We start from the raw sequence: 21,122 nt of genomic DNA, 5'->3' as shown, positions 1-21,122 counted from the left end.
TCTAAGGTAAATAAAAGGAGCAAAAAATGCTTGCAAAACGAGGGAAAACTTGATAGCATTAAGATACATATTTATTCTGATGTTTAAAGAGAGTCAAAATGAGAAAGAAACTTCCTATTGGTGGTTCCCATTACTTTTTGATTTTCTGAAGGCATGGGAAAACTGCTGACTGTAGAAGTTAGCAGAGGGAGGAGAAAAATGAAGAAAAAAGAAGTTTTTGGTTTTCGGAAAAATAAGGCTGTTAAAACTTTATGCGGTGCTGTTCTGGGTGCGGCTTTTTTAACGTCAACGATGCAAGCAAGAGCAGATGAAGTAGTATCGGATACCAATAGTCCTATCAATACTGAAATAGCGAGCCCTGGAAATGCAGCGACCAATCTGCCTCAAGCCCAAGGACTAGCTAGTCAGGTATCTAAAGAGAGTCAGGCGCGAGCAAGTCAGGCAGATGGCGGTGTGACAGTGACTATTTCAACAGCTGATTTAGATGAAAGCGTCAAAAAAGCTCAAGAAGCTGGGCTGACAGTGGTCAAAGACCCAACTGTTGACAAAGGAGTAGCTCAGACTGCTCAAGAAACAGCAGACAAAAAAGCGGAGATTGCAGTAGATTATCAAGCGCAGGTAACCGAGATTGATACCAAGGTCAAGGAGTACAAAGAAAAAGTATCAGCCTACGAGGCGGAAGTAGCTCGGATTACAGCAGAAAACAAGGCGATAGCGGAGCAATATGCTAAAGATTTGTCTGCTCATCAAGCAGAAGTAGCTCGGATCACAGCAGAAAATGCTCAGCTGAAAGCAGATTATGAAGCTGCCCTTAGTAAATACAAAACAGATTTAGCAGCGGTTCAAAAGACCAATGCTGATAATGCGGCGGCTTACCAAGCGGCAAAAGCGGCCTATGATGCAGAATTAGCTCGTGTTCAAAAACTGAATGCGGAAACAAAGGCTAATTATGATGCGGCCCTGGCGGCTTATGCAAGTGAGCTTGATCGTGTTCAAAAAGCGAATGCGGCAGCTAAGGCCCGGTATGAAAAAGCTTTGGCTGACACTCAAGCTGCCAATGCTAAGATTGCTACTGATAATGAAGCTATTAAACAGAGGAATGCGGCTGCAAAAGCGGCCTACGAGGCAGCACTTGCCCAATATCAAACAGATTTAGCTACTGTCCGAAAGACCAATGCTGATAATGAAGCGGCATATCAAGCGGCTCAGGCGAATTATCAGGCAGAATTGGCCCGTATCCAAAAGGAAAATCAAGATAAAAAAGCTCAATATGAAGCAGATTTAGCAGCTTATGAAGCTAAAAAGGCTCAAGTTGAAGCTGAAAATGCGGCAGCTAAAAAAGAATATGAGCAAAAGCTAGCAGAGAATCAAGCTAAGAATGCCACTATAGCAGCTGAAAATGAAGAAATCAAGAAGCGTAATGCTCAATCCCAAGCAAATTATCAAGCTCAGTTGGCCCAGTATAATGCAGATTTGGCTGTCTATAACACAAAATTAGCCAAGTATCAGCAAGATAAGGCTAAATATGATGCTGAACAGGCCAAGATTAAGGCTGGACTGGCTATCGCAGAAACAAAGAAGACTGAAGACGGTCATTTGAGCCGTCCAATTGCGCAAAGCCTGGTTTTCAAATCAGAACCTAATGCTGATCTGTCACTGACTACAACTGGCGAGTTCGTCAGCTATGCTGGCATGGAAGCCGCTGTGAAGAATACTGCAGAGTTTTCTAAGAAACTCTTCCAGTTGGACAACTTCAAAGTAACGGATATTCAAAATGCTAACTATCAGACCAACCAGCAGGAAAGTTTTGGTACAGTTGGTAAGTATGCAGACTATAGTTCTAACGTAACAAGTGGTAAAGGGCCGACTGAATGGTCTTCTGTTTTGCTCAGCCGTGGTCAGTCTGCAACTGCAACCTATACAAATCTTCAGGGAACTTATTATCGAGGGAAAAAAGTTTCTAAAATCGTTTATACTTATACCCTTGATCCAAGCTCTCAATTCCGCAATGATAAGGCCTGGTTAGGTATTTTTAAAGACCCGACAATGGGAGTTTTTGCTTCAGCTTATACAGGAAATTTTGAAGATGCAACCTCTCTCTTTGTGAAGACGGAATTTGTCTTTTATGATGATAAAGGCCAACCGATTAATTTTGATCAGGCCTTGATGTCCGTGGCTTCCCTCAACCGTGAAGCTAATTCTATCGAAATGGCCAAAGATTATACCGGAACTTTCAACAAGATTTCAGGTTCATCTATTGGTGAAAAGAACGGCCAAATTTATGCGACTGAGTCTGAAAACTTCAAAAAAGGAGTTGGCGGATCTCGCTTTACCATGTATAAGAATGCTCAGCCGGACTCAGGCTGGGACACTACAGATGCTCCTAACTCATGGTATGGAGCAGGAGCGGTAGAAATTTCTGGCACAACCAACAGTATGACGATTGGAACAATTTCCTCTTCTGAAGTGTTAGGCCAGCCAGAGGCTACTGATCCACGTAGGGCTGACAAACTAGCTCCTAAGAAGCCAAATATTTGGTTTGCGATTAATGGTGATGTTCGAGCGAATGATCTGCCAATCATCACAGTAGAAGAACCGGAAGCGCCAGTAGCTCCTACAGCTCCTGCAGTGCCAAGCGAAGAAGCGCTTAAGCCTTTGGATCCAGCTCCAACTACACCAACACCGAAGGCTCTTCCAACACCTCCGGCAGCACCGACTTATGAAAAAGATCCGACGCCACCGACGCGTACACCGGAAACACCAGAGCCTAGTAAGCCATCTGAGCCAAGCTATGAAGTAGAAAAAGCTGTCCGGCCAGCAGTGGTAGAACCGACCTATGAAAAGGAGCCAACACCTCCGGCAGCACCGACTTATGAGAAGGAGCCGGCAGCGCCAACTCCTACACAAGATACACCGGAGCCTAATAAGCCGGTAGAACCAACTTATAGCCCGCTGCCAACCTTACCAGCAGAGCCTGTTTATCAAAAAGAGCCAGCAGCGCCCGTAGCTCCGACTGTGCATTATCATTATCATCTCTTGCAATCTCAACCGCAGATTAACAAAGAGATTCACAATGAGCAAGGCATCAATATTGATAAGACCTTGGTGGCTAAGCAGTCCGTCGTTCAGTTTGCCTTAAAGACAGAAGCTCTTCCAGCTGGACGCAGTGAGACGACTTCTTTTGTCATTGCTGATCCGTTGCCAAGTGGTTATGAAGTTGACTTAGAAGCAACAAAAGCTGTTAGCGGAGGTTTTGACGTCAGCTATGACAAGGCTAGTCACACAGTGACATTCAAGGCAACTGCAGCAACGCTAGCTACTTATAACGCTGATAGGACCAAAGAAGCTGCTACGCTCTTTCCAACGGTAGTCGGCCGAGTTCTCAATGATGGTGCAACCTATACTAATAATTTCACCCTGACAGTCAATGATGCCTATGGTGTCCGCTCAAACGTAGTACGCGTGACCACGCCAGGCAAGCCTAATGATTCAGACAATCCTAGCAATAATTACATCAAGCCAACCAAGGTCAATAAAAACAAGGCAGGATTGGTGATTGATGGCAAGGAAATCTTGGCTGGTTCGACCAATTACTACGAGCTGACTTGGGATTTGGATCAGTATAAGGGTGACAAGTCATCTAAGAGCACGATTCAAAAAGGTTTCTACTATGTAGATGACTATCCGGAAGAAGCACTTGAACTTCGTCCGGAATTAGTCAAGCTAGTAGATGCAGATGGCAAGGCTGTGGCAGGTGTGACAGTGACCCACTACGAGAGCCTTGAAACAGCCCCTGCAGCAGTTCGAGAGCTCCTTCAAAAGGCGAATATCACTGTCAAAGGTTCTTTCCAACTCTTTGCAGCAGACGATGCCCAAGCCTTTTATGACCAATATGTCATGGCAGGTAAGTCTTTGACGATAACAAGCCCTATGGCAGTCAAAGAAGGAATGGGCCGCACAGGTGGTAAATTCGAGAACCGGGCTTATCAAATTGACTTTGGAAATGGTTATGCGACAGACGTAGTCGTCAACAATGTTCCTAAAATCAGTCCTGAAAAAGATATTACTCTGAGCCTTGATCCAGCAAGTGCAGAGAACTTGGATGGCAAGGAACTGACTTTGGGACGGCACTTTAGCTACCGTCTCATCGGCGGCTTAATCCCTGCTAACCACTCTGAAGAGTTGACAGACTATAGCTTTGTGGATGATTATGATCAACGAGGTGATGAGTACACGGGTGCTTACAAAACCTTTGCCAAAGTAGACATCACGCTCAAAGATGGTAAGGTGATAAAGGCTGGTACAGACTTGACTGAGTATACAGCCGCGAATCTTGATCTTGAGAAAGGCTTGATTTCTATTCGTTTCAAGGAAGAATTCTTAGAGACTATTTCTCTGGATTCAGCTTTTCAGGCTGAAACCTATCTACAGATGAAGCGGATTGCTGCGGGTACTTTTGAAAATACCTACATCAATACGGTCAACCATGTAGTCTATGCTTCAAATACAGTTACAACAGTCACTCCTAAGGCACAGCATCTGCTTGTTTCAGATATAAACGATCCAAGAAGAGCTAATCCAACTGCAGTGGCTAAAAAGATTCCTGTTTCTCTTCTTCCAGAAACGGGAGCCAAAGATACAGTCTATCTGCCATATCTAGGTTTAGCAGCCATTATTGGTGCTTTAGGTCTAGGAAAATTGAAAGGTAAAGAAGACTGATAATAGATGAGGCTAGGAAATCCCTAGCCTTTTTATCTTTAAAAATACTGCAAAATCTCATGTAGCAAAAGTCTAAATTATTTGTAACAGGACAAAAACATAACTCTAAAAAAACTGACATGTAAATATTGTATGATTTTTTTATCATCAAATTATACGGAGAAAAACATTTATGAAAAAAGCATTTGCTAAAGCAACTCTTGGTTTAACTTCTACAGCTTTTCTGGCGACAATCGGCGCTCAAGCTGTTCATGCAGATTCTTATGTTGTCCAGCAAGGGGACTCTTTTTTTGCCATTGCTAGCGCCAATGGAATGAATCCTTACGAACTTGCTGCCAATAATGGAAAGACAATTTTTGATACGATTAACCCAGGAGATGTGTTGCAAGTAAATGGCACTGCTGTGGCTCAGACATACAATCCTTACAGCGCTCCAGCTTATGAAGCGACAAGTGATGCTGCTTTGGTATCTGATACTGAAGATGTTGTCTTAAATACGCCAACTGACTATGGCAATTCTTACCCAATCGGCCAATGTACATGGGGTGTGAAAGAAATGGCGCCTTGGGCAAGTAACTGGTGGGGCAATGCTAATACTTGGGCAATTAATGCTGGTGCTCAGGGTTATGCAACAGGAAATGTTCCAGTACCAGGTGCTATTGCAGTTTGGGATGGCGGTGAATATGGACATGTTGCTTATGTGACAGATGTTCAAAGTGATAGCTCTATCCAAGTCTTGGAAGCGAACTACAATCGCCAAAAGCAAATTAACAACTATCGTGGCTACTTTAACCCGAATGAATTTATGGGTGGAGTTACCTACATTTATCCAAACTAAAGATAATAAAAACGTGGCTGGGACAGATAATGTTTCAGCTTTTAAATAGTCGATAGCTCTTGATGCGCTAGCTGATAGAGCTTTTTCTTTGTGCGAGAAAAGTCCTGAGCAGAAAGAGTTTTTTTGAGACGAAATATGTTAAAATGAAGAGAGGGAGGATTTTCTGGAAGGAGACTAATGAGTTATTTCAATAAATACAAGTTTGATAAATCGAAATTTCGTCTGGGCATGCGTACCTTTAAAACCGGTCTGGCTGTTTTCATCATTCTACTGCTCTTTGGCCTTTTTGGTTGGAAAGGCCTGCAAATCGGTGCTTTGACGGCAGTCTTTAGTCTTCGTGAGGATTTTGATAAGAGTGTCCACTTCGGGACATCGCGAATCTTAGGAAACAGCATCGGTGGTTTTTACGCTCTGCTCTTTTTCATTGCCAATAGTGTCTTTAAGGAGCAGTATTGGGTCACCCTCCTTTTGGTACCGGTCTGTACTATGCTGACAATCATGACCAATGTCGCTATGAACAACAAGGCGGGAGTCATTGGCGGAGTATCTGCCATGCTGATTATTACCCTGTCCATTCGGCCGGAAGATACCATCTTGTATGTCTTTGCCAGAATCTTTGAAACCTTTATGGGAGTCTTTGTTGCAATTCTGGTAAATTCTGATATAGAGCGGCTGCGAACCATCTTTGAAAAGAAAAAATAAAATCTGTGTAAGAAAATCTAACATTATTTCTTGACATAAGATTTATTTCGTCCTATAATAGTGCGTAGAGAGGAATTTGAATGAAGGAAAAAGAGTTTCGCCGAAACATGGCAGTCTTTCCCATCGGCAGTGTTATGAAACTGACGGACCTATCTGCCCGTCAGATCCGTTATTATGAAGACCAGAATCTGATTACCCCTGCTCGGAATGAGGGCAATCGTCGGATGTATTCTTTGAATGATATGGACCGTCTTTTAGAAATTAAGGATTATATTTCGGAAGGTTATAATATCGCTGCAATTAAGAGGAAATATGCTGAGCGTGAAGCCAAGTCCCACAAGACCATTAGTGAAAAAGATGTCCGCCGTGCTCTGCATCATGACATCTTGCAGCAAGGCCGTTTTGCTTCTTCTCTACCAACTTTTGGTCAGATGCGTCGACCATAGCTATTTTGTTTGAATTACAAGGAGAAATTTAATGTCTATTACAGCAGCTGATATCCGTCGCGAAGTAAAAGAGAAAAATGTTACCTTTATTCGTCTTATGTTTTCTGATATTTTAGGGACTATGAAGAATGTGGAAATTCCTGCCACGGATGAACAGCTTGACAAGGTCTTATCCAATAAAGCCATGTTTGATGGTTCTTCCATTGAAGGTTTTGTCCGTATCAATGAATCAGATATGTATCTTTATCCTGATTTGGATACTTGGACAGTCTTTCCTTGGGGAGATGAAAACGGCAGTGTAGCGGGCCTGATTTGTGATGTTTATACGACGGATCATGTACCGTTTCTAGGGGATCCTCGCAGCAACCTCAAACGCGCTCTCAAGCATATGGAAGAACTGGGATTCAAGTCCTTTAACCTCGGACCAGAGCCAGAATTTTTCCTCTTTAAGCTAGATGAAAATGGCGATCCGACGCTGGAAGTAAATGATAAGGGTGGCTATTTTGACTTAGCGCCGACAGATTTGGCAGACAATACTCGCCGGGAAATCGTCAATGTCTTGACTAAGATGGGCTTTGAAGTAGAAGCTAGCCACCATGAGGTCGCAGTCGGCCAGCACGAGATTGACTTTAAGTATGACGAAGTGCTCCGTGCTTGTGATAAAATTCAGATTTTTAAGCTGGTTGTGAAAACTATTGCTCGTAAGCACGGCCTTTATGCGACCTTTATGGCTAAGCCGAAGTTTGGTATTGCGGGATCTGGTATGCACTGTAACATGTCCCTCTTTGATCAAGACGGAAATAATGCCTTCTTCGATCCAGAAGATCCAAAAGGTATGCAGCTGTCAGAAACAGCCTACCATTTCTTGGGTGGTTTGATTAACCATGCCTATAACTACACAGCTATCATGAATCCAACGGTTAACTCATACAAACGTCTGGTTCCTGGCTATGAAGCGCCAGTTTATATCGCTTGGGCAGGACGCAATCGTTCACCGTTGGTGCGCGTGCCGGCTTCTCGTGGTATGGGTACTCGCTTGGAGTTGCGCTCCGTTGATCCGATGGCCAATCCATATATTGCTATGGCTGTTCTCTTGGAAGTTGGACTGCACGGTGTCGAAAATAAAATCGAAGCTCCAGCACCAATCGAAGAGAATATCTACATCATGACTCCAGAGGAGCGAAAAGAAGCTGGAATTACAGACTTGCCATCAACTCTTCACAATGCCTTGAAGGCCTTGACAGAAGACGAAGTTGTGAAAGCAGCACTTGGCGAGCATATCTATACTAGCTTCTTAGAAGCTAAGCGTATCGAGTGGGCTAGCTATGCAACCTTTGTCTCCCAATGGGAAGTGGATAATTATTTAGATTTATACTAAACTTAGAGCAGGAGGATTGGCATATCCCCTGCTTTTTCATGGAGGAGGAGAAAGATGGAAGAATTTCATGATTTTATTAAGCGGGTTTTTGATGAGCAATATGAGGCTTGTTTTGGTTCAGGTATGCTTGAAAAACTTGAACCTCAAGATTATTATCTAAGGCAGGAGGAAGATGGCCAGTTAATTGCCTTGCTCCATGCCCAACAGGTGTTGGCAAACATTCATATCAAGGCTTTGGTGGTGGATAAAGAACATCAGAAAAAAGGTTTGGGAGCCAGTCTGCTGGCAGAATTAGAAGAAAAGGCTGCAGAAGTTGGAGCTACTAGTATAACCTTGTCCACTAAATCTTATCAGGCCAAGGATTTTTACATCAAGCAAGGCTATGAAATCTACGCCAGTCTATCAGATGTCCCACAAAAGGGCATTACCAAGTATCATTTTATCAAGCGATTGAGCTGAGCTAGTCTCAATAGATGGAAGTCAATTTGGCTTCTGTTTTTTAATATTCATTTGCATACATTCAGTATGTATGTTAAAATAAAGTTTAAGAAAAGGAGAACAAATGATTACCAGTTTATACCCCGTTTTAATGAGCGAAGATGTCCATCAAGCTGCACAATTTTTCATTGACTATTTCCAATTTCAGGAAACCTTCCGTTCAGATTGGTATATTAGTTTAAAGAATATCGAGAGTGGTTTTGAGCTTGCTTTTATTGATAGCAAGCATGGGACAGTGCCACAAGCCTACCAGTCTAAGGCGAGTGGTCTAATCATCAATATCGAAGTTGACAATGTGGATTTTCTTTATGAAGAATTGCGTCAGCAAGAAGAAATGGAGTTCCTTCTTCCTATTAAGAGTGAAGATTTTGGTCAGCGCCATTTCATTGTGGAAGCGCCGGGTTCTGTTTTGGTTGATGTGATTCAAGTAATTCCACCTAGCGCTGAGTTTGCGGCAAATTATTTGGAGAGTGAAGATGAATAAAAAACAGCAGGCTTCTCTAGAGACAAGCAAGAAAATATTAGCTATCGCCCGGAAACATTTTTCTTTAAAGGGTTATGCAGAAACTTCCTTGGAAGAAATTGTAGATGAATTGGGAATGACAAGAGGCGCACTTTATCATCATTTCGGGAATAAGAAAACTTTATTTACCGCCGTACTGGCACAAATTCAGTCCGAACTGGGATTTTATGTAGAAAAAAATGCCCTGGAAGCACACGATTCTTGGGAGCAGTTGGTGGAAGGCTGTGTTGCTTTTGTTCGTTTTGCGACCTTGACCGAAAATAGACGTATTCTCCTGCTCGATGGTCCCAATGTCGTTGAGTGGAAAGAGTGGCGTCGTCAGGACGAGGCTAATTCTTTCTTTCATTTGAGAGAACAATTAGACATTTTATCTAAAGAAAGAAGACTTATCTCTATTGATTTGGATATGGCAGCTCATATGATTTCAGGCGCCTTGAACGAGTTGTCTCTTTTTCTGGCTGAGAAAGAGGAAGAAGCAGAAGTCAGAGGAGCAGTGAGAAGTCTGTTAAGGGGATTTAGAAATTATGGCGAAAAAGGTTAAAGATTATTATGATTTGGTTTATGCGGAGGATTTGAGCCGTCGCTTGCAAGAAGTTACAGATAAGTTTGATGCTCAGTATTTTATGTCTCTAGTTGAAAGCGACTTAGAGGCTTTGGAATTTACTCAGCGTCAAGAGCTGCTTGCAAAGAGTATCAAAGAATGCTTGCCGCTTTCTTATGCTGATTCTCTGAAGATTTTTGAGCAGATACTTGGGCCAGAGTTAGAGGGTGGCCTAGGGATGTTCTCAGAAGGATACTGGTTGTGGCCGATTGGCAAATACGTAGAACTTTACGGAAGTCAGGAATTTGAGCTGAGTGCAGCCTTCAGCAAGGAATTAACCAAGCGATTTACTGGAGAATTTTCCATGCGGCCCTTGCTGGCTAATTATCCTAAAGCTACCATGGATTTACTGCTAGAGTGGAGCCAAGATGAGAATATGCGCGTCCGCAGATTAGCCAGTGAGTGTATGCGTATCCGACTGCCTTGGGCTAAGAAGCAGACTGTGGTCTTAGATTATTTTGATAAGTTTACTGCTATTTTAAGGAATCTAAAGGATGATGCGGATAAATCAATCCAAAAAAGTGTCGCTAATAATCTGAATGATTTATATAAAGAAGATCCTGAAAAATTTGAGAGTGTGATTGGAGCTTGGCAAGAGGAAGAATTGAGTCCGAGTTGCGCTTGGATTATTAAGCATGCTTCGCGAACAAAAAATAAAGCAGAAAAACAAGCTTTGCTGATCTAGCAAAGCTTGTTTTTAGTTATCTTCGTCTGGTGTAAGCACCATCGGAATAATAATAGGTTCGCGCTCGGTGCTTTCGTAGAGGAAAGGACGCAAGGCGTTGACGATAGCGCCGCTGACAGATTGGACGCTGGCGTCTTTATTCTTGAGTGCAATGCGAATGGCATTGAAGAGGATGCGCTGGCTTTGGCGAATGAGGTCACCTGATTCGCGCATGTAGATAAAGCCACGGCTGAGAATATCTGGACCAGCTAAAATCATCTTGGACTCAAAGTCAACCGTTGCGACAGCCAGGACAACGCCGTCCTCTGATAGGTCTTTACGGTCGCGCAGGACAGCAGCTCCGATTTCACCAATGCGGTTCCCATCAACATAAATATCCTGAGCGTTGAAGCTGCCGGCAATACGAGCTGAGTCAGCTGTCAGAGCCAACACATCACCATTACTCATGATGAAGATATTGTCTTTTGGTACTCCAGTATCAACTGCTAGACCTGCATGGACTTTCTGCATACGGTATTCACCATGGACTGGCATGAAATATTTAGGCTTGATCAAGCGGAGCATGAGTTTCTGCTCTTGTTGGCCACCGTGTCCAGAGGTGTGGATGTTGTTAATCTTGCCGTGAATCACTTCTACACCGGCTTCGGAAATAATGTTAATCAGCTTGTTAACGCTGGTCGTATTACCAGGGATAGGGCTGGATGAGAAGATGACTGTATCTCCTGGTTGCAGTTGAACCTGACGGTGGGTACCATTGGCAATCCGAGACAGGGCTGCCATCGGCTCACCCTGACTTCCGGTACACATAATCAGCACTTCGCCAGCTGGGTAGTCCTTGAGTTCATTTGGCTCGATGAAGGTATCTTTAGGAACCTTGATATAGCCCAACTCAATCCCGTTGACAATAGCCTTTTCCATGGAGCGGCCAAAGACTGCAATCTTACGGCCGGTCTTGACAGCAGCATCTGCTGCCTGCTGGAGCCGGAAGATGTTTGAGGCAAAGGAGGCGAAAATAATCCGTCCATGTATGCCTTCGATAATCTTCATGATAGATTGCCCGACCACTTTTTCGGAATTGGTAAAGGTCGGAACTTCAGCATTGGTCGAGTCAGATAGGAGGCAGAGAACGCCTTCCTCGCCCAGAGCAGCCATGCGGTGCAGGTCGGCCGGCTCACCGACTGGTGTAAAGTCAAACTTGAAGTCACCGGTACAGACAATCTTACCCTGCGGCGTATGGATGACAATTCCCAAAGGCTCTGGAATAGAGTGGGTTGTCCGGAAGAAAGTAGCTTTCAGATGCTTGAACTGCAGTTCTGTGTTTTGATTGATTTCATAGAGCTTGGCATCACGCAAAAGTCCATGCTCTTCTAACTTGCCGCGAATGAGGGCCAGGGCCAAAGGACCAGCATAGATAGGAACATTGGCTTGCTTGAGCAGGAAAGGAATACCGCCGATATGGTCCTCGTGCCCGTGGGTGATGAGGACAGCTTTTACGCGGTCAATATTTTCCACGATATAAGAGTAGTCGGGAATGACATAGTCAATTCCTAGTAGGTCGTCTTCTGGGAACTTGATACCGGCATCCACGATGATGATTTCATTTTGGTATTCAATCCCGTAGGTGTTTTTACCGATTTCGCCTAACCCACCAATCGCAAAAACGCCAACTTCTTTGGGTTTTAAGGTATATGCCATGGGTTAGAACTCCGTCAATTCAAAAGTGCCTGACTCTTTTTCGTATTCGAGGTGTTTGTCAGACAAGAGCTCGATAAATTCAATATTGTAAGGGGTATTTTCTTCGACTAACTTACGAGCCTGAATACGGCCTTCCAATTGATTAGCTGCTTCAATCTCTAAATAAAGGGCACGTGTCTTTTCACGGCGCGGACTGCGCTCTTTTGTTTCCTGATAAAAAACTTTGTAAATCATAAGATTCCTTTCTGTGATAAGGTCTAAAAAATAAAAGAAGGCAGGCGTTAGCGCATTTCTTCACATGATAAATTAAAAATGATAAATGGAAAGTGAGCGATTGCTGTGACTTCTGATAGGGCTTACTCAAATGAAGAGGCTAAAATGCTGTTTTAGCCTTGTATCTTATGGAAAAGTAAGAGTAATGAAATTGACCTGATGTTTAATTATTATTGTAATTATACCATAGAATGAGCTTAGGAAGCAAGTCGGGACGGTGAATTTCAGAGACGGTTTTTCAGCCAAAGCGGCTTGACAAAAAGAAAAATCAAGCGATGAACATTTGGTCACTTGATTTTGAGGGCTGCTTATTTGGCGAAATAGCCGTGCTTGCGGTACCAATCTACCACGTCAGCTAAGCTTTCTTCGAGAGGGCGATGCTGTCCGCCTAGCTCGCTCTCGGTTTTGGCAAAGCTAAAATTACTTTTGAGATATTCTTCGGCCATGAGATGAGCGAGCTCATTGGTAACCAAAATTGGTCTTTTGGTGAGCCGGTGGTAGAGCTCACTTGCTTGGGCATAGATTTTTACGAAAAGAGGGGAGATCTTGCGCTTGGGGGCGGGAACGCCAGTGATTTTTTCCAGTATTTGGTACAATTCTGTCATGGTCACTTGCCGTCCAACTGCCAGATAGCGCTCCTTTGAGCGTCCGTATTTCATGGCGCGGAGATGAATATCTGCTACATCTCTAGCATCCACCATATTATAGCTAGCCTTTAAGATACCTGGAAGTTTTTGCTCTACAAAATTGATAATCAGCTGCCCACTGGAGGTCGGACCAAGGTCTCTAGGACCCAACATTACACTCGGCAAGATAAAGCAACCGAAAACATCTGAATGCTTGTCCAAGAAATCACGAACGGCCTCTTCACTCAAAATCTTGCTGCGATAGTAATCAAAAGGAGTATCTTTTGAGCGAGACATGCTTTCATCGATTAGCTGATTGGCCTCACCTTCCAGTACGACACAGGAGGAAGTATGGACAAATTGGCGGATACCAGCCTCGTAAGCAGCTTCTAGGAGGTTATTTGTGCCTATAATATTAGTGTCGTAGAGCTCCTGCCAGTGCTTGCCGCCTTTATAATTATCGCGGAAAAAAGCAGCGGTATGAAAGAGGCTGTCGCAGCCTGCTAGATAGTCACGATAGCTTTCGGGCTCTAAAATATCCCCCTTGACAATCTGGATAGGCAGGTCGGCAAATTGTTTGCGCGCTTTTTCCTCGGAGCGAACGAGAGCGGTCACTTGAATGTTTTCTTTTAGCAGAGCACGCACGAGATTATTTCCTAAAAGACCGGTCGCACCAGTCACAAAAGCGTGGGTCATTGTTCTAGCTGGTTTTTGATTTGTAGGGTTTGGGGTCATCCGTTTTTCCTCCTTTTGCAAATAGATGATATATCATCTATTTAAGATTTTATATTTTTTAACTAAAATTGTCAACAATTTACCTAATCTAGTGTAAAATAGTATAGAAGTGATTTTTGAAAGGAGAGCAGCGTGGTAGCAGAAGGAATTCGATTTGGCTATTTGTTTAGAAGTGCAGAGAGCTTAGCGACGAGAGAATATGGGAAGTTGCTAGAGCCTTTGGGAATTACGCCCAATCAAAGCGAGGTCTTGCTCGTTTTGGGCGAACATGCTCCGCTGTCTCTCAAGGGCTTGGGGGAATCCCTGATTTGTGAGGAAAAAAGCCCTAGTCGCTTGGTGCAGGCTTTGATTAAAAAAGGCTTGGTCAAGAAGGAAATTTCTAGCAAGGACAAGCGCAGTTCTCGCTTGAGCTTGACTGCTGCTGGAGCGGATTTGCTGCCCAAGATTGCTGAGCAAGAAGCGATTTTTGGAAAACACTTGGCGCAGCAAGTGCCTAATTTGGAGGCTTTTAGCCAGATTTTAGAGGAATTTTTGGTAGATAGTTTCTACGAAGACAAATTAAAACGCCGCTCACTTTGGCGGCAAGAGGAAAAATAGAGGATAAGCATGAAGATTGCAGCTTTTGATACGTCAAGTAAGGCGCTGACGCTCGCGATTTTAGAGGACGAGACCTTGCTGGCGCAGATGACTTTAAATATAAAGAAAAACCACAGCATTACCCTGATGCCGGCTATTGATTTTCTGATGAATAGTCTGGACATGAAGCCGACGGATTTGGATCGTATCGTAGTTGCTCAGGGTCCGGGCAGCTACACAGGTCTGCGAATGGCGGTGGCGACAGCCAAGACTCTGGCTCATACCCTCAAGATTGAGCTGGTCGGTGTGTCTAGTTTGCTGGCTTTAGTCCCAGAGCAGGTGGAAGGTTTGGTCATTCCTGTCATGGATGCCCGCCGCAATAATGTCTATGCTGGCTTTTACCAGTCTGGTCAGGCTGTACGGCCGGAAGCCCATCTACCTTTGGAAGAGGTTTTGGAAATAGCTAGCGCTGCTAACCAATCAGTCACCTTTGTCGGAGAAACGACAGCTTTTACGGAGCAGATTGAAGCGGCTCTTCCTCAGGCTGCCATTCAGCCGACTTTACCTGAGGCAGCAACTATTGGTCGTCTTGGTTTAGAACTGCCAGCTCAGTCTATTCATGATTTTGTTCCTAATTATCTCAAGAGGGTAGAGGCCGAGGAAAATTGGCTCAAGACCCACCAGGAATCCAGTAATTCTTACATTCAGCGCCTATGATTAAGTTGAGAAAATGGAGCGACAGCTCGGATGTGGACGTGGCAGTTCTAGCAGAAGAGCTGGAACAGCTCTTACTTGCAGTCTATGAGGTCAGCCCTTGGACTGTGGGTCAATTGGAAGAGGTCCTGCTCTCGAATGTGAATAGATGTGCGCTAGCAGAAGATGGGAGTCAGCTTGTCGGCTTTTTAGTCTGGCAGGATACAGACTTTGAAGCAGAAGTTCTGCAGATTGCTGTATTGCCTAACTATCAGGGACAGAAAATCGCGACAGCCTTGTTTGACTTTTTGCCAGCAGACAAAGAAATTTTCCTCGAAGTGAGGGAGTCCAACAAGCCAGCTCTGCTATTTTACAAAAAAGAAAAATTTGAAGAAATCGCGCGGCGGAAGGCCTACTACCATGCGCCGGTGGAAGATGCGATTGTCATGAAAAGAGAGATCCATGAAAGATAGATATATTTTAGCTTTTGAGACTTCCTGTGATGAGACCAGTGTGGCGGTTCTGAAGAATGAGACTGAGCTTTTGAGCAATGTCATTGCCAGCCAGATTGAGAGTCACAAGCGTTTTGGCGGAGTGGTACCGGAAGTGGCCAGCCGTCACCATGTGGAGGTCATTACGGTTTGCATTGAGGAGGCCTTGGCAGAAGCAGGGATTAGCGAGGAGCAAGTCACAGCGGTGGCCGTTACCTACGGTCCTGGTCTGGTTGGGGCGCTTCTGGTCGGCTTGGCGGCGGCCAAGTCTTTTGCTTGGGCTCATGATATTCCCTTGATTCCGGTCAATCACATGGCTGGACACCTGATGGCAGCTCAGAGCGTGGAGCCCTTGGAATTTCCCTTGCTGGCTCTCTTGGTCAGTGGCGGCCATACTGAGCTGGTCTATGTTAGTCAGGCTGGTGACTATAAGATTGTGGGGGAAACTCGCGATGATGCGGTCGGTGAAGCCTATGATAAGGTCGGTCGAGTCATGGGGCTGACCTATCCAGCAGGCCGGGAGATTGATCAGCTGGCTCATGAGGGACAGGATATTTATGATTTTCCGCGGGCCATGATTAAGGAAGACAATCTGGAATTTTCTTTTTCCGGCCTCAAGTCAGCCTTTATCAACCTGCACCACAATGCCCAGCAAAAAGGAGAGACTTTGTCTAATCAAGACTTGTCAGCAAGCTTTCAGGCAGCGGTCATGGATATTCTCATGGCCAAGACTAAGAAAGCACTGGAAAAATATCCAGTTAAGACTCTGGTCGTGGCGGGCGGTGTTGCGGCCAATCAAGCCCTGAGAGAACGCTTGGCAGCTGAGATTAAGGATGTTAAGGTGATTATTCCGCCTCTTCGCCTCTGCGGTGACAATGCTGGTATGATTGCTTATGCTAGTGTCAGTGAGTGGAATAAGAAGAGTTTTGCCAGTTTGGATCTGAATGCTAAGCCGAGTTTGGCTTTTGAAACGATGGAGTAAAGGAGAAGAATGCGTGGACAGACATTTAAACAAGGGGCACAAGCGGCAGTGCCAACGGCTCTGGGCTATATTGGGATTGGTCTAGCCTGCGGCATCATGGCGGCGCCTCATATGAATCCCTTGGAGATGGGGCTGATGAGTATTCTGGTTTATGCTGGCAGTGCCCAGTTTGCCATGATTGGTTTATTTGCCCGGCAGGCGCCGGTTTTGGCCATCGCACTGACTGTTTTTCTCATCAATATCCGGCATCTTCTGCTCTGTCTGCATGCATCGACCCTTTTTCGTAAGGCTAGCTTGATGCAGAATATTGTCATTGGATCTTTTTTGACGGACGAATCTTATGGGGTCTTGATGGGAGAGCAGGTGCATACAGAAGAGATTGCGGCTAGCTGGATGATGGGTAACAATTTCATGAGTTATACTTCTTGGATTTTGGGTACTATTTTAGGAACTGCCCTCGGCGCCCTTCTGCCCAATCCTGAGAGCTTTGGCCTAGACTTTGCCCTAGTTGCCATGTTTATTGGCATTTTCTCTTCTCAGTTTACAATCATGCTGCGACGGGTCAAGATAAAGAAGCTCTTTTTCGTCTTGGGCGTGGTGGGAATTGCCTACTTGGTCCTAACTATGCTGCTTCAAAATTCGCTGGCGGTGCTTTTTGCAACCTTGCTAGGCTGTACAGTGGGGGTGCTTTTGGATGATAAGTAAATATATTTTGCTGGCTATTCTTTTGTCAGCCCTGGTCACTTGGATTCCGCGGATTTTGCCCTTTATCCTAGTCAAGTACAAGGGTCTTCCGCCTATGGCAGAGCGTTTCCTCAAATATTTGCCAGTTTCCATTATCTTTGCCCTTATCCTGTCCAGTGTCACCAATGCTAAAACAGGTCAGCTGCCGAGTTTTAAATGGCTGGATTTAATAGTCGTTTTTCCGACTAGCTATGTAGCTTTTAAGTATAAAAACTTGATTGCAACTGTTGTGTTTGGTGTAGTCTTAGTAGCCTTGCTGCGCTATCTGACTGGATTTCTTGGGCTGTAAAGAGATACAAGACAGATTGAATCGGTCGATTCGGTCTGTTTTTTTTGTTAAATTCTAAGAATTATCTGAAAATATAATATTTTATGCTATAATGGAAGCAATCAAAATTATGGAGGTTCGGAAATGGCAGAAGCAGGTCATAAATTTTTAGCAAAATTAGGAAAGAAACGTCTTCGTCCTGGCGGTAAGCTGGCAACGGACTGGCTGATTGAGCAGGGGCAGTTTTCCAGTGAAAAGAAGGTTCTAGAAGTTGCCTGCAATATGGGGACCACAACAATCGAGCTTGCTAAAACATATGGCTGCCAGATTACTTCTGTTGATTTGGATAAGGCTGCGCTGGCTCAGGCTAAGCTTAATGGAGACAAAGCTGGTGTTAGTGAACTCGTCACATTTGAGCAGGCTAATGCCATGAAGCTGCCTTATGATGACAATTCTTTTGATATCGTTATTAATGAAGCCATGCTGACCATGCAAACGGATAAGGGGAAGGCCAAATGTATGGATGAGTACTACCGGGTGCTGAAGCCAGACGGAGTGCTCCTCACCCACGACGTCATGCTCAAACAAAGAGATGAGAATGTCCGAGAAGAGCTGTCACGTGCGATTAATGTCAATGTGGGGCCTCTAACCGAGGGATCTTGGATTCAGCTAGCACGTTCTCACGCTTTTGACCGTGTGGACACCTTTGTTGGCGAAATGACCTTGATGAGTCTTCGAGGTATGATTTATGACGAAGGACTGGGTGGCACACTGAAAATCTGCTTCAATGCCCTCAAGAAAGAAAACTATAGTCAATTTATGAAGATGTTTAAGATGTTCCAAAAAAATCAAGAAAAACTGGGCTTCATAGCCATGGTTTCTCGTAAATAAATGCTAGCTACTTTAGAAAATTTAAAGTGACTTTAAAAATTTCATAAAAGGCTTGACTCTACCCTTAGGTCAGGGTTTATACTATAGTGGTAAGGAGGTCTATCATGTACCATATCAAAGAAGCGGCGCAGCTGTCAGGTGTCTCTGTAAAAACCCTGCATCATTATGATAAAATCGGACTGTTAGTCCCAGCCAAATCAGAAAATGGCTATCGGACATACAGTCAAGCTGATTTAGAGCGGTTGCAGGTCATCCTTTACTATAAGTATCTGGGTTTTTCTTTGGAGAAAATAGCAGAGCTGCTGAGTCAGGATGAACAGGCTTTATTGCCGCATCTGGTTAGGCAGTTAGAGTATTTGCAGCAGGAAAGAGACCGCTTGGATACCTTGATTTCCACCTTACAAAAAACCATCCAAGACGAAAAGGGAGAAAGAAAGATGACAATGAAAGAAAAATTTGCAGGCTTTGCCTACGAAGACAATCACAAATATCATCAAGAAGCTGTCGAAGAATACGGTCAAGAAGTCATGGCAGAAGCATTGGCTCGTCAAAATGGACGGGAAGAAGAATCTGCCGCAGCCTTCAATCAAGTTTTTCAAAGTCTAGCAGAGAATATGCAGCAAGGCTTGTCGGTTGACGCAGCAGAAAATCAAGAGCAGGCAGCGTGTCTCTTACAAGCCATTCGCACTTATGGTTTTGACTGCTCTATTGAAGTATTCGGTCATATCGGTAAAGGCTATGTCTATAACCCAGAGTTTAAAGAAAACATCGATAAATTTGGAGTTGGCACAGCTCAGTACACAGCAGATGTGATTACAGCTTATGTTCGGACAAATGCGAAATAAATAGGCTAGGAATTTCCTAGCCTATTTATTTCTACTTCAAGTCATAAAGCCAGTCGTCACCGTCTTTATAGTAAAAGAATTCACTTAAATCGTCTTCTAAAAAAACACGCAGCATATCAGACATGTCACTTGTTGCTAGCTTTAAATGGGACAAATTTTTAAAATCTTCCCACCAGACCTTTCCTTCATCTGAGGATTGCAGCACACCGGAATAGTGCTTTGTCTTGTAGAGCAGGACGACATAACGAAAATCTTTATCATCATACCAATTCTTTATGCCACAAAGTTGAGGATTGAATATGGTTAATCCAGTTTCTTCTTTGATTTCTCTGATAACTGCATCGGTAAAAGATTCTCCGCGCTCTACATGCCCGCCAGGAAAAGTGATGCCGGGCCAGTCAGACTTGACTCGTTCTTGTACGAGAACTTTTTCTCCGTCATAAATCATGCACATGTTGACGAATTCTACATTTTCTAGTCGATTCATTTGCTTATTCCTTTTGTTTGACCTGAATGGATAAATATGAGCCATCACTCATAATGCAAGCTTCCTGCCACCCAGCCGGTACAGAGGGCAGATGTGATGTTGAAGCCACCTGTGTGGGCATTGATGTCTAGGACCTCTCCAGCAAAGTGGAGACCGGGAACGAGCTTGCTTTCCAGAGTTTTGGGATTAATTTCTTTGAGGCTGACTCCGCCCTTGGTTACAAAGGACTTGGCCAGGGACATTTTGCCAGTGACAGGGATGGGCAGTTCTTTGATTTGTTTGATGAGAGCCTCTTTTTCACTGAGATTGAGTTGTTTGACTTTCTCGGGAAAGGGTTGGGCAAAAAAGTCTGCCATTCGCTCGGGCAGGAGAATTTTCAGGCAGTTCTTCAGGGATTTTTCCCGATGTTCTTCTAAAAAATCCGTCAGAGCCTGCTGACTCATCTGTGGCAAAAGGTCCAGATAGATGGTTTCACCGCCCTTGACAAAGCTAGACAAGCGCAGAGCTGCCGGACCTGATAGGCCAAAGTGGGTAAAGAGCAAGTCGTGGGTGATGACATGCTTGCCATAGCTGAGGGTCACATCGTCCAGCGAAATCCCCTGAAGCGCTTTGTGAGGAAAGTCAGTCAGAAGAGGACTTTCAGCAGCTTCTAGGTCAGTCACTGTGTGCTTGAAGTGTCGGGCAATATCATGACCGAAGCCTGTCGAGCCTGTTGAAGGGTAGGACTTGCCGCCAGTCGTCACAATCAATTTCTGGCAGGTCCAAGTCTGGTCGCTGGATCTGACAGTGAAAAGCTCATCAGATTTTTTGACGGAGACAATTTCGGTATTGGTGATGACAGTACCGCCCAGCTCTGCAATTTTCTTTTCCAAAGCTTCGATAATGGTGCGGGACTTGTCTGTCGCTGGGAAAACACGGCCGTGGTCTTCAACCTTGAGTTTGACACCGTTCTCTGTAAAGAAGTTGATGATATCATGGTTGTCAAACTGGGAAAAAACGCTGTAAAGAAAGCGTCCGTTGCCCGGAATACCAGCCATGAGGTCATCTAGGTTTCCGTTATTGGTCACATTGCAGCGGCCACCACCCGTTCCGGCTAGTTTTTTGCCCAATCGTTTATTTTTCTCGATAAGCAGGGTCTTCTGTCCGTAGAAAGAACTGGAAATGGCAGCCATCATGCCAGCCGGTCCTCCTCCGATGATGATTGTGTCGAAATACTTCATTGGAATTTCCTTTCGTGGAGAGTGGTTTTTATCTGTTGGTTAGAAGTCTGGTATATCCTTACGGATGCCTTTTTGCTGTCTTGTGGTTCCTCTTGGAGGACTATACCTAGGAATATCTAGGCTTCTAAATTCATTAGATTTTTTCATTTCTTTTATTAGACTAATCTGTCTCATTGTATCACAAAAAGGGGTTGAAAAGATAGGAG

22 protein-coding genes are annotated in these 21,122 nt (G+C 44.3%); 17 read left to right on the top strand and 5 right to left on the bottom strand.

Going from position 1 to position 21,122, the window contains the following annotated elements; translation table 11 throughout:
* Positions 1-153: 153 nt before the first annotated feature.
* The 9 genes from J1C86_RS10210 (at position 154) to J1C86_RS10170 (ending at position 10,390) form a co-directional block, all read left to right on the top strand.
* Positions 154-4,719: an antigen I/II family LPXTG-anchored adhesin gene (locus J1C86_RS10210; protein WP_312022606.1), complete on the top strand. Its 4,566-nt coding sequence runs from the start codon at positions 154-156 to the stop codon at positions 4,717-4,719.
* Positions 4,720-4,891: 172 nt separating this feature from the next.
* The gene (locus J1C86_RS10205; RefSeq protein WP_125406271.1) at positions 4,892-5,557 is read left to right on the top strand and encodes a COG3942 and LysM peptidoglycan-binding domain-containing protein; all 666 of its coding nucleotides are present in this window, start codon (positions 4,892-4,894) and stop codon (positions 5,555-5,557) included.
* A 177-nt stretch (positions 5,558-5,734) separates the two neighbouring features.
* Positions 5,735-6,259: an FUSC family protein gene (locus J1C86_RS10200; RefSeq protein ID WP_125406269.1), complete on the top strand. Its 525-nt coding sequence runs from the start codon at positions 5,735-5,737 to the stop codon at positions 6,257-6,259.
* An 80-nt stretch (positions 6,260-6,339) separates the two neighbouring features.
* Complete coding sequence (locus tag J1C86_RS10195; RefSeq protein WP_002898467.1) at positions 6,340-6,705, top strand: MerR family transcriptional regulator; 366 nt, start codon at positions 6,340-6,342, stop codon at positions 6,703-6,705.
* Positions 6,706-6,736: 31 nt separating this feature from the next.
* A complete protein-coding gene (gene glnA / locus J1C86_RS10190) occupies positions 6,737-8,083 on the top strand; it encodes a type I glutamate--ammonia ligase (RefSeq protein ID WP_002896640.1) in 1,347 nt (448 codons plus the stop codon).
* A 54-nt stretch (positions 8,084-8,137) separates the two neighbouring features.
* Positions 8,138-8,542 carry a GNAT family N-acetyltransferase gene (locus J1C86_RS10185; protein WP_125406266.1) on the top strand — a complete coding sequence of 135 codons (405 nt, stop codon included), beginning with the start codon at positions 8,138-8,140 and terminating at the stop codon, positions 8,540-8,542.
* Positions 8,543-8,645: 103 nt separating this feature from the next.
* Positions 8,646-9,065 (top strand): VOC family protein, encoded by a 420-nt coding sequence (locus tag J1C86_RS10180; protein ID WP_002907345.1) that lies wholly within the window; start codon positions 8,646-8,648, stop codon positions 9,063-9,065.
* A complete protein-coding gene (locus J1C86_RS10175; RefSeq protein ID WP_002907344.1) occupies positions 9,058-9,645 on the top strand; it encodes a TetR/AcrR family transcriptional regulator in 588 nt (195 codons plus the stop codon). Before J1C86_RS10180 ends, J1C86_RS10175 begins: the two co-directional genes overlap by 8 nt.
* Positions 9,629-10,390: a DNA alkylation repair protein gene (locus J1C86_RS10170; protein WP_125406260.1), complete on the top strand. Its 762-nt coding sequence runs from the start codon at positions 9,629-9,631 to the stop codon at positions 10,388-10,390. Before J1C86_RS10175 ends, J1C86_RS10170 begins: the two co-directional genes overlap by 17 nt.
* Positions 10,391-10,402: 12 nt before the next feature.
* Here the strand turns inward: J1C86_RS10170 and rnjA are convergent, their stop codons facing one another.
* The 3 genes from rnjA to J1C86_RS10155 all read right to left on the bottom strand — a co-directional run bounded on the left by rnjA (position 10,403) and on the right by J1C86_RS10155 (position 13,719).
* Positions 10,403-12,085, bottom strand: a complete 1,683-nt coding sequence (rnjA, locus tag J1C86_RS10165) for a ribonuclease J1 (RefSeq protein ID WP_002898451.1) — start codon at positions 12,083-12,085, stop codon at positions 10,403-10,405.
* Between the two features lie 3 nt (positions 12,086-12,088).
* On the bottom strand, positions 12,089-12,319 hold the full coding sequence (locus tag J1C86_RS10160; RefSeq protein WP_002907342.1) for a DNA-dependent RNA polymerase subunit epsilon: 231 nt from the start codon (positions 12,317-12,319) through the stop codon (positions 12,089-12,091).
* Between the two features lie 347 nt (positions 12,320-12,666).
* Positions 12,667-13,719, bottom strand: a complete 1,053-nt coding sequence (locus tag J1C86_RS10155; RefSeq protein ID WP_125406257.1) for an SDR family oxidoreductase — start codon at positions 13,717-13,719, stop codon at positions 12,667-12,669.
* A gap of 132 nt (positions 13,720-13,851) precedes the next feature.
* Between J1C86_RS10155 and J1C86_RS10150 the strand changes: the two genes are divergently transcribed.
* The 8 genes from J1C86_RS10150 to J1C86_RS10115 all read left to right on the top strand — a co-directional run bounded on the left by J1C86_RS10150 (position 13,852) and on the right by J1C86_RS10115 (position 19,209).
* Positions 13,852-14,316, top strand: coding sequence for a MarR family winged helix-turn-helix transcriptional regulator (locus J1C86_RS10150; protein WP_000225125.1), 465 nt, complete (start codon positions 13,852-13,854; stop codon positions 14,314-14,316).
* Positions 14,317-14,325: 9 nt separating this feature from the next.
* On the top strand, positions 14,326-15,012 hold the full coding sequence (tsaB, locus tag J1C86_RS10145) for a tRNA (adenosine(37)-N6)-threonylcarbamoyltransferase complex dimerization subunit type 1 TsaB (protein ID WP_125406255.1): 687 nt from the start codon (positions 14,326-14,328) through the stop codon (positions 15,010-15,012).
* A complete protein-coding gene (gene rimI, locus J1C86_RS10140; RefSeq protein WP_125406189.1) occupies positions 15,009-15,461 on the top strand; it encodes a ribosomal protein S18-alanine N-acetyltransferase in 453 nt (150 codons plus the stop codon). The genes tsaB and rimI overlap by 4 nt, the downstream gene beginning before the upstream one ends.
* Positions 15,451-16,461 carry a tRNA (adenosine(37)-N6)-threonylcarbamoyltransferase complex transferase subunit TsaD gene (gene tsaD / locus J1C86_RS10135; protein ID WP_125406186.1) on the top strand — a complete coding sequence of 337 codons (1,011 nt, stop codon included), beginning with the start codon at positions 15,451-15,453 and terminating at the stop codon, positions 16,459-16,461. The genes rimI and tsaD overlap by 11 nt, the downstream gene beginning before the upstream one ends.
* A gap of 9 nt (positions 16,462-16,470) precedes the next feature.
* On the top strand, positions 16,471-17,166 hold the full coding sequence (locus J1C86_RS10130; protein ID WP_125406184.1) for an AzlC family ABC transporter permease: 696 nt from the start codon (positions 16,471-16,473) through the stop codon (positions 17,164-17,166).
* The gene (locus J1C86_RS10125; protein WP_011836431.1) at positions 17,156-17,494 is read left to right on the top strand and encodes an AzlD domain-containing protein; all 339 of its coding nucleotides are present in this window, start codon (positions 17,156-17,158) and stop codon (positions 17,492-17,494) included. The genes J1C86_RS10130 and J1C86_RS10125 overlap by 11 nt, the downstream gene beginning before the upstream one ends.
* Before the next feature lie 123 nt (positions 17,495-17,617).
* Positions 17,618-18,364, top strand: coding sequence for a class I SAM-dependent methyltransferase (locus J1C86_RS10120; RefSeq protein ID WP_125406181.1), 747 nt, complete (start codon positions 17,618-17,620; stop codon positions 18,362-18,364).
* A gap of 104 nt (positions 18,365-18,468) precedes the next feature.
* On the top strand, positions 18,469-19,209 hold the full coding sequence (locus J1C86_RS10115; RefSeq protein ID WP_125406178.1) for a MerR family transcriptional regulator: 741 nt from the start codon (positions 18,469-18,471) through the stop codon (positions 19,207-19,209).
* Between the two features lie 31 nt (positions 19,210-19,240).
* On the opposite strand, the gene J1C86_RS10110 is transcribed toward J1C86_RS10115, so the two are convergent.
* Both J1C86_RS10110 and J1C86_RS10105 read right to left on the bottom strand, forming a co-directional pair.
* The gene (locus tag J1C86_RS10110; RefSeq protein WP_032909604.1) at positions 19,241-19,696 is read right to left on the bottom strand and encodes an 8-oxo-dGTP diphosphatase; all 456 of its coding nucleotides are present in this window, start codon (positions 19,694-19,696) and stop codon (positions 19,241-19,243) included.
* Positions 19,697-19,740: 44 nt separating this feature from the next.
* The gene (locus J1C86_RS10105) at positions 19,741-20,916 is read right to left on the bottom strand and encodes an NAD(P)/FAD-dependent oxidoreductase (RefSeq protein WP_125406175.1); all 1,176 of its coding nucleotides are present in this window, start codon (positions 20,914-20,916) and stop codon (positions 19,741-19,743) included.
* Positions 20,917-21,122 lie beyond the last annotated feature (206 nt).

The sequence above is a fragment of the Streptococcus sanguinis genome (genome assembly GCF_050220005.1).
GTDB classification, from domain to species: Bacteria; Bacillota; Bacilli; order Lactobacillales; family Streptococcaceae; genus Streptococcus; species Streptococcus sanguinis_Z.
Note: the sequence above shows the minus strand (reverse complement) of the source record. Positions and strands in the feature narration are given on the sequence as shown.

Excerpts from the sequence above, each read along its gene's own strand:
- J1C86_RS10185 (WP_125406266.1), top strand. The coding sequence starts at position 8,138 with ATGGAAGAATTTCATGATTTTATTAAGCGGGTTTTTGATGAGCAATAT.
- tsaB (WP_125406255.1), top strand. The coding sequence starts at position 14,326 with ATGAAGATTGCAGCTTTTGATACGTCAAGTAAGGCGCTGACGCTCGCG.
- J1C86_RS10195 (WP_002898467.1), top strand. The coding sequence starts at position 6,340 with ATGAAGGAAAAAGAGTTTCGCCGAAACATGGCAGTCTTTCCCATCGGC.
- tsaD (WP_125406186.1), top strand. The coding sequence starts at position 15,451 with ATGAAAGATAGATATATTTTAGCTTTTGAGACTTCCTGTGATGAGACC.
- glnA (WP_002896640.1), top strand. The coding sequence starts at position 6,737 with ATGTCTATTACAGCAGCTGATATCCGTCGCGAAGTAAAAGAGAAAAAT.
- J1C86_RS10205 (WP_125406271.1), top strand. The coding sequence starts at position 4,892 with ATGAAAAAAGCATTTGCTAAAGCAACTCTTGGTTTAACTTCTACAGCT.
- J1C86_RS10105 (WP_125406175.1), bottom strand. The coding sequence starts at position 20,916 with ATGAAGTATTTCGACACAATCATCATCGGAGGAGGACCGGCTGGCATG.
- J1C86_RS10160 (WP_002907342.1), bottom strand. The coding sequence starts at position 12,319 with ATGATTTACAAAGTTTTTTATCAGGAAACAAAAGAGCGCAGTCCGCGC.
- J1C86_RS10115 (WP_125406178.1), top strand. The coding sequence starts at position 18,469 with ATGTACCATATCAAAGAAGCGGCGCAGCTGTCAGGTGTCTCTGTAAAA.
- J1C86_RS10155 (WP_125406257.1), bottom strand. The coding sequence starts at position 13,719 with ATGACCCCAAACCCTACAAATCAAAAACCAGCTAGAACAATGACCCAC.
- J1C86_RS10175 (WP_002907344.1), top strand. The coding sequence starts at position 9,058 with ATGAATAAAAAACAGCAGGCTTCTCTAGAGACAAGCAAGAAAATATTA.
- J1C86_RS10130 (WP_125406184.1), top strand. The coding sequence starts at position 16,471 with ATGCGTGGACAGACATTTAAACAAGGGGCACAAGCGGCAGTGCCAACG.
- J1C86_RS10200 (WP_125406269.1), top strand. The coding sequence starts at position 5,735 with ATGAGTTATTTCAATAAATACAAGTTTGATAAATCGAAATTTCGTCTG.
- J1C86_RS10170 (WP_125406260.1), top strand. The coding sequence starts at position 9,629 with ATGGCGAAAAAGGTTAAAGATTATTATGATTTGGTTTATGCGGAGGAT.
- J1C86_RS10180 (WP_002907345.1), top strand. The coding sequence starts at position 8,646 with ATGATTACCAGTTTATACCCCGTTTTAATGAGCGAAGATGTCCATCAA.
- rnjA (WP_002898451.1), bottom strand. The coding sequence starts at position 12,085 with ATGGCATATACCTTAAAACCCAAAGAAGTTGGCGTTTTTGCGATTGGT.
- J1C86_RS10125 (WP_011836431.1), top strand. The coding sequence starts at position 17,156 with ATGATAAGTAAATATATTTTGCTGGCTATTCTTTTGTCAGCCCTGGTC.
- J1C86_RS10120 (WP_125406181.1), top strand. The coding sequence starts at position 17,618 with ATGGCAGAAGCAGGTCATAAATTTTTAGCAAAATTAGGAAAGAAACGT.
- J1C86_RS10110 (WP_032909604.1), bottom strand. The coding sequence starts at position 19,696 with ATGAATCGACTAGAAAATGTAGAATTCGTCAACATGTGCATGATTTAT.
- rimI (WP_125406189.1), top strand. The coding sequence starts at position 15,009 with ATGATTAAGTTGAGAAAATGGAGCGACAGCTCGGATGTGGACGTGGCA.
- J1C86_RS10210 (WP_312022606.1), top strand. The coding sequence starts at position 154 with ATGGGAAAACTGCTGACTGTAGAAGTTAGCAGAGGGAGGAGAAAAATG.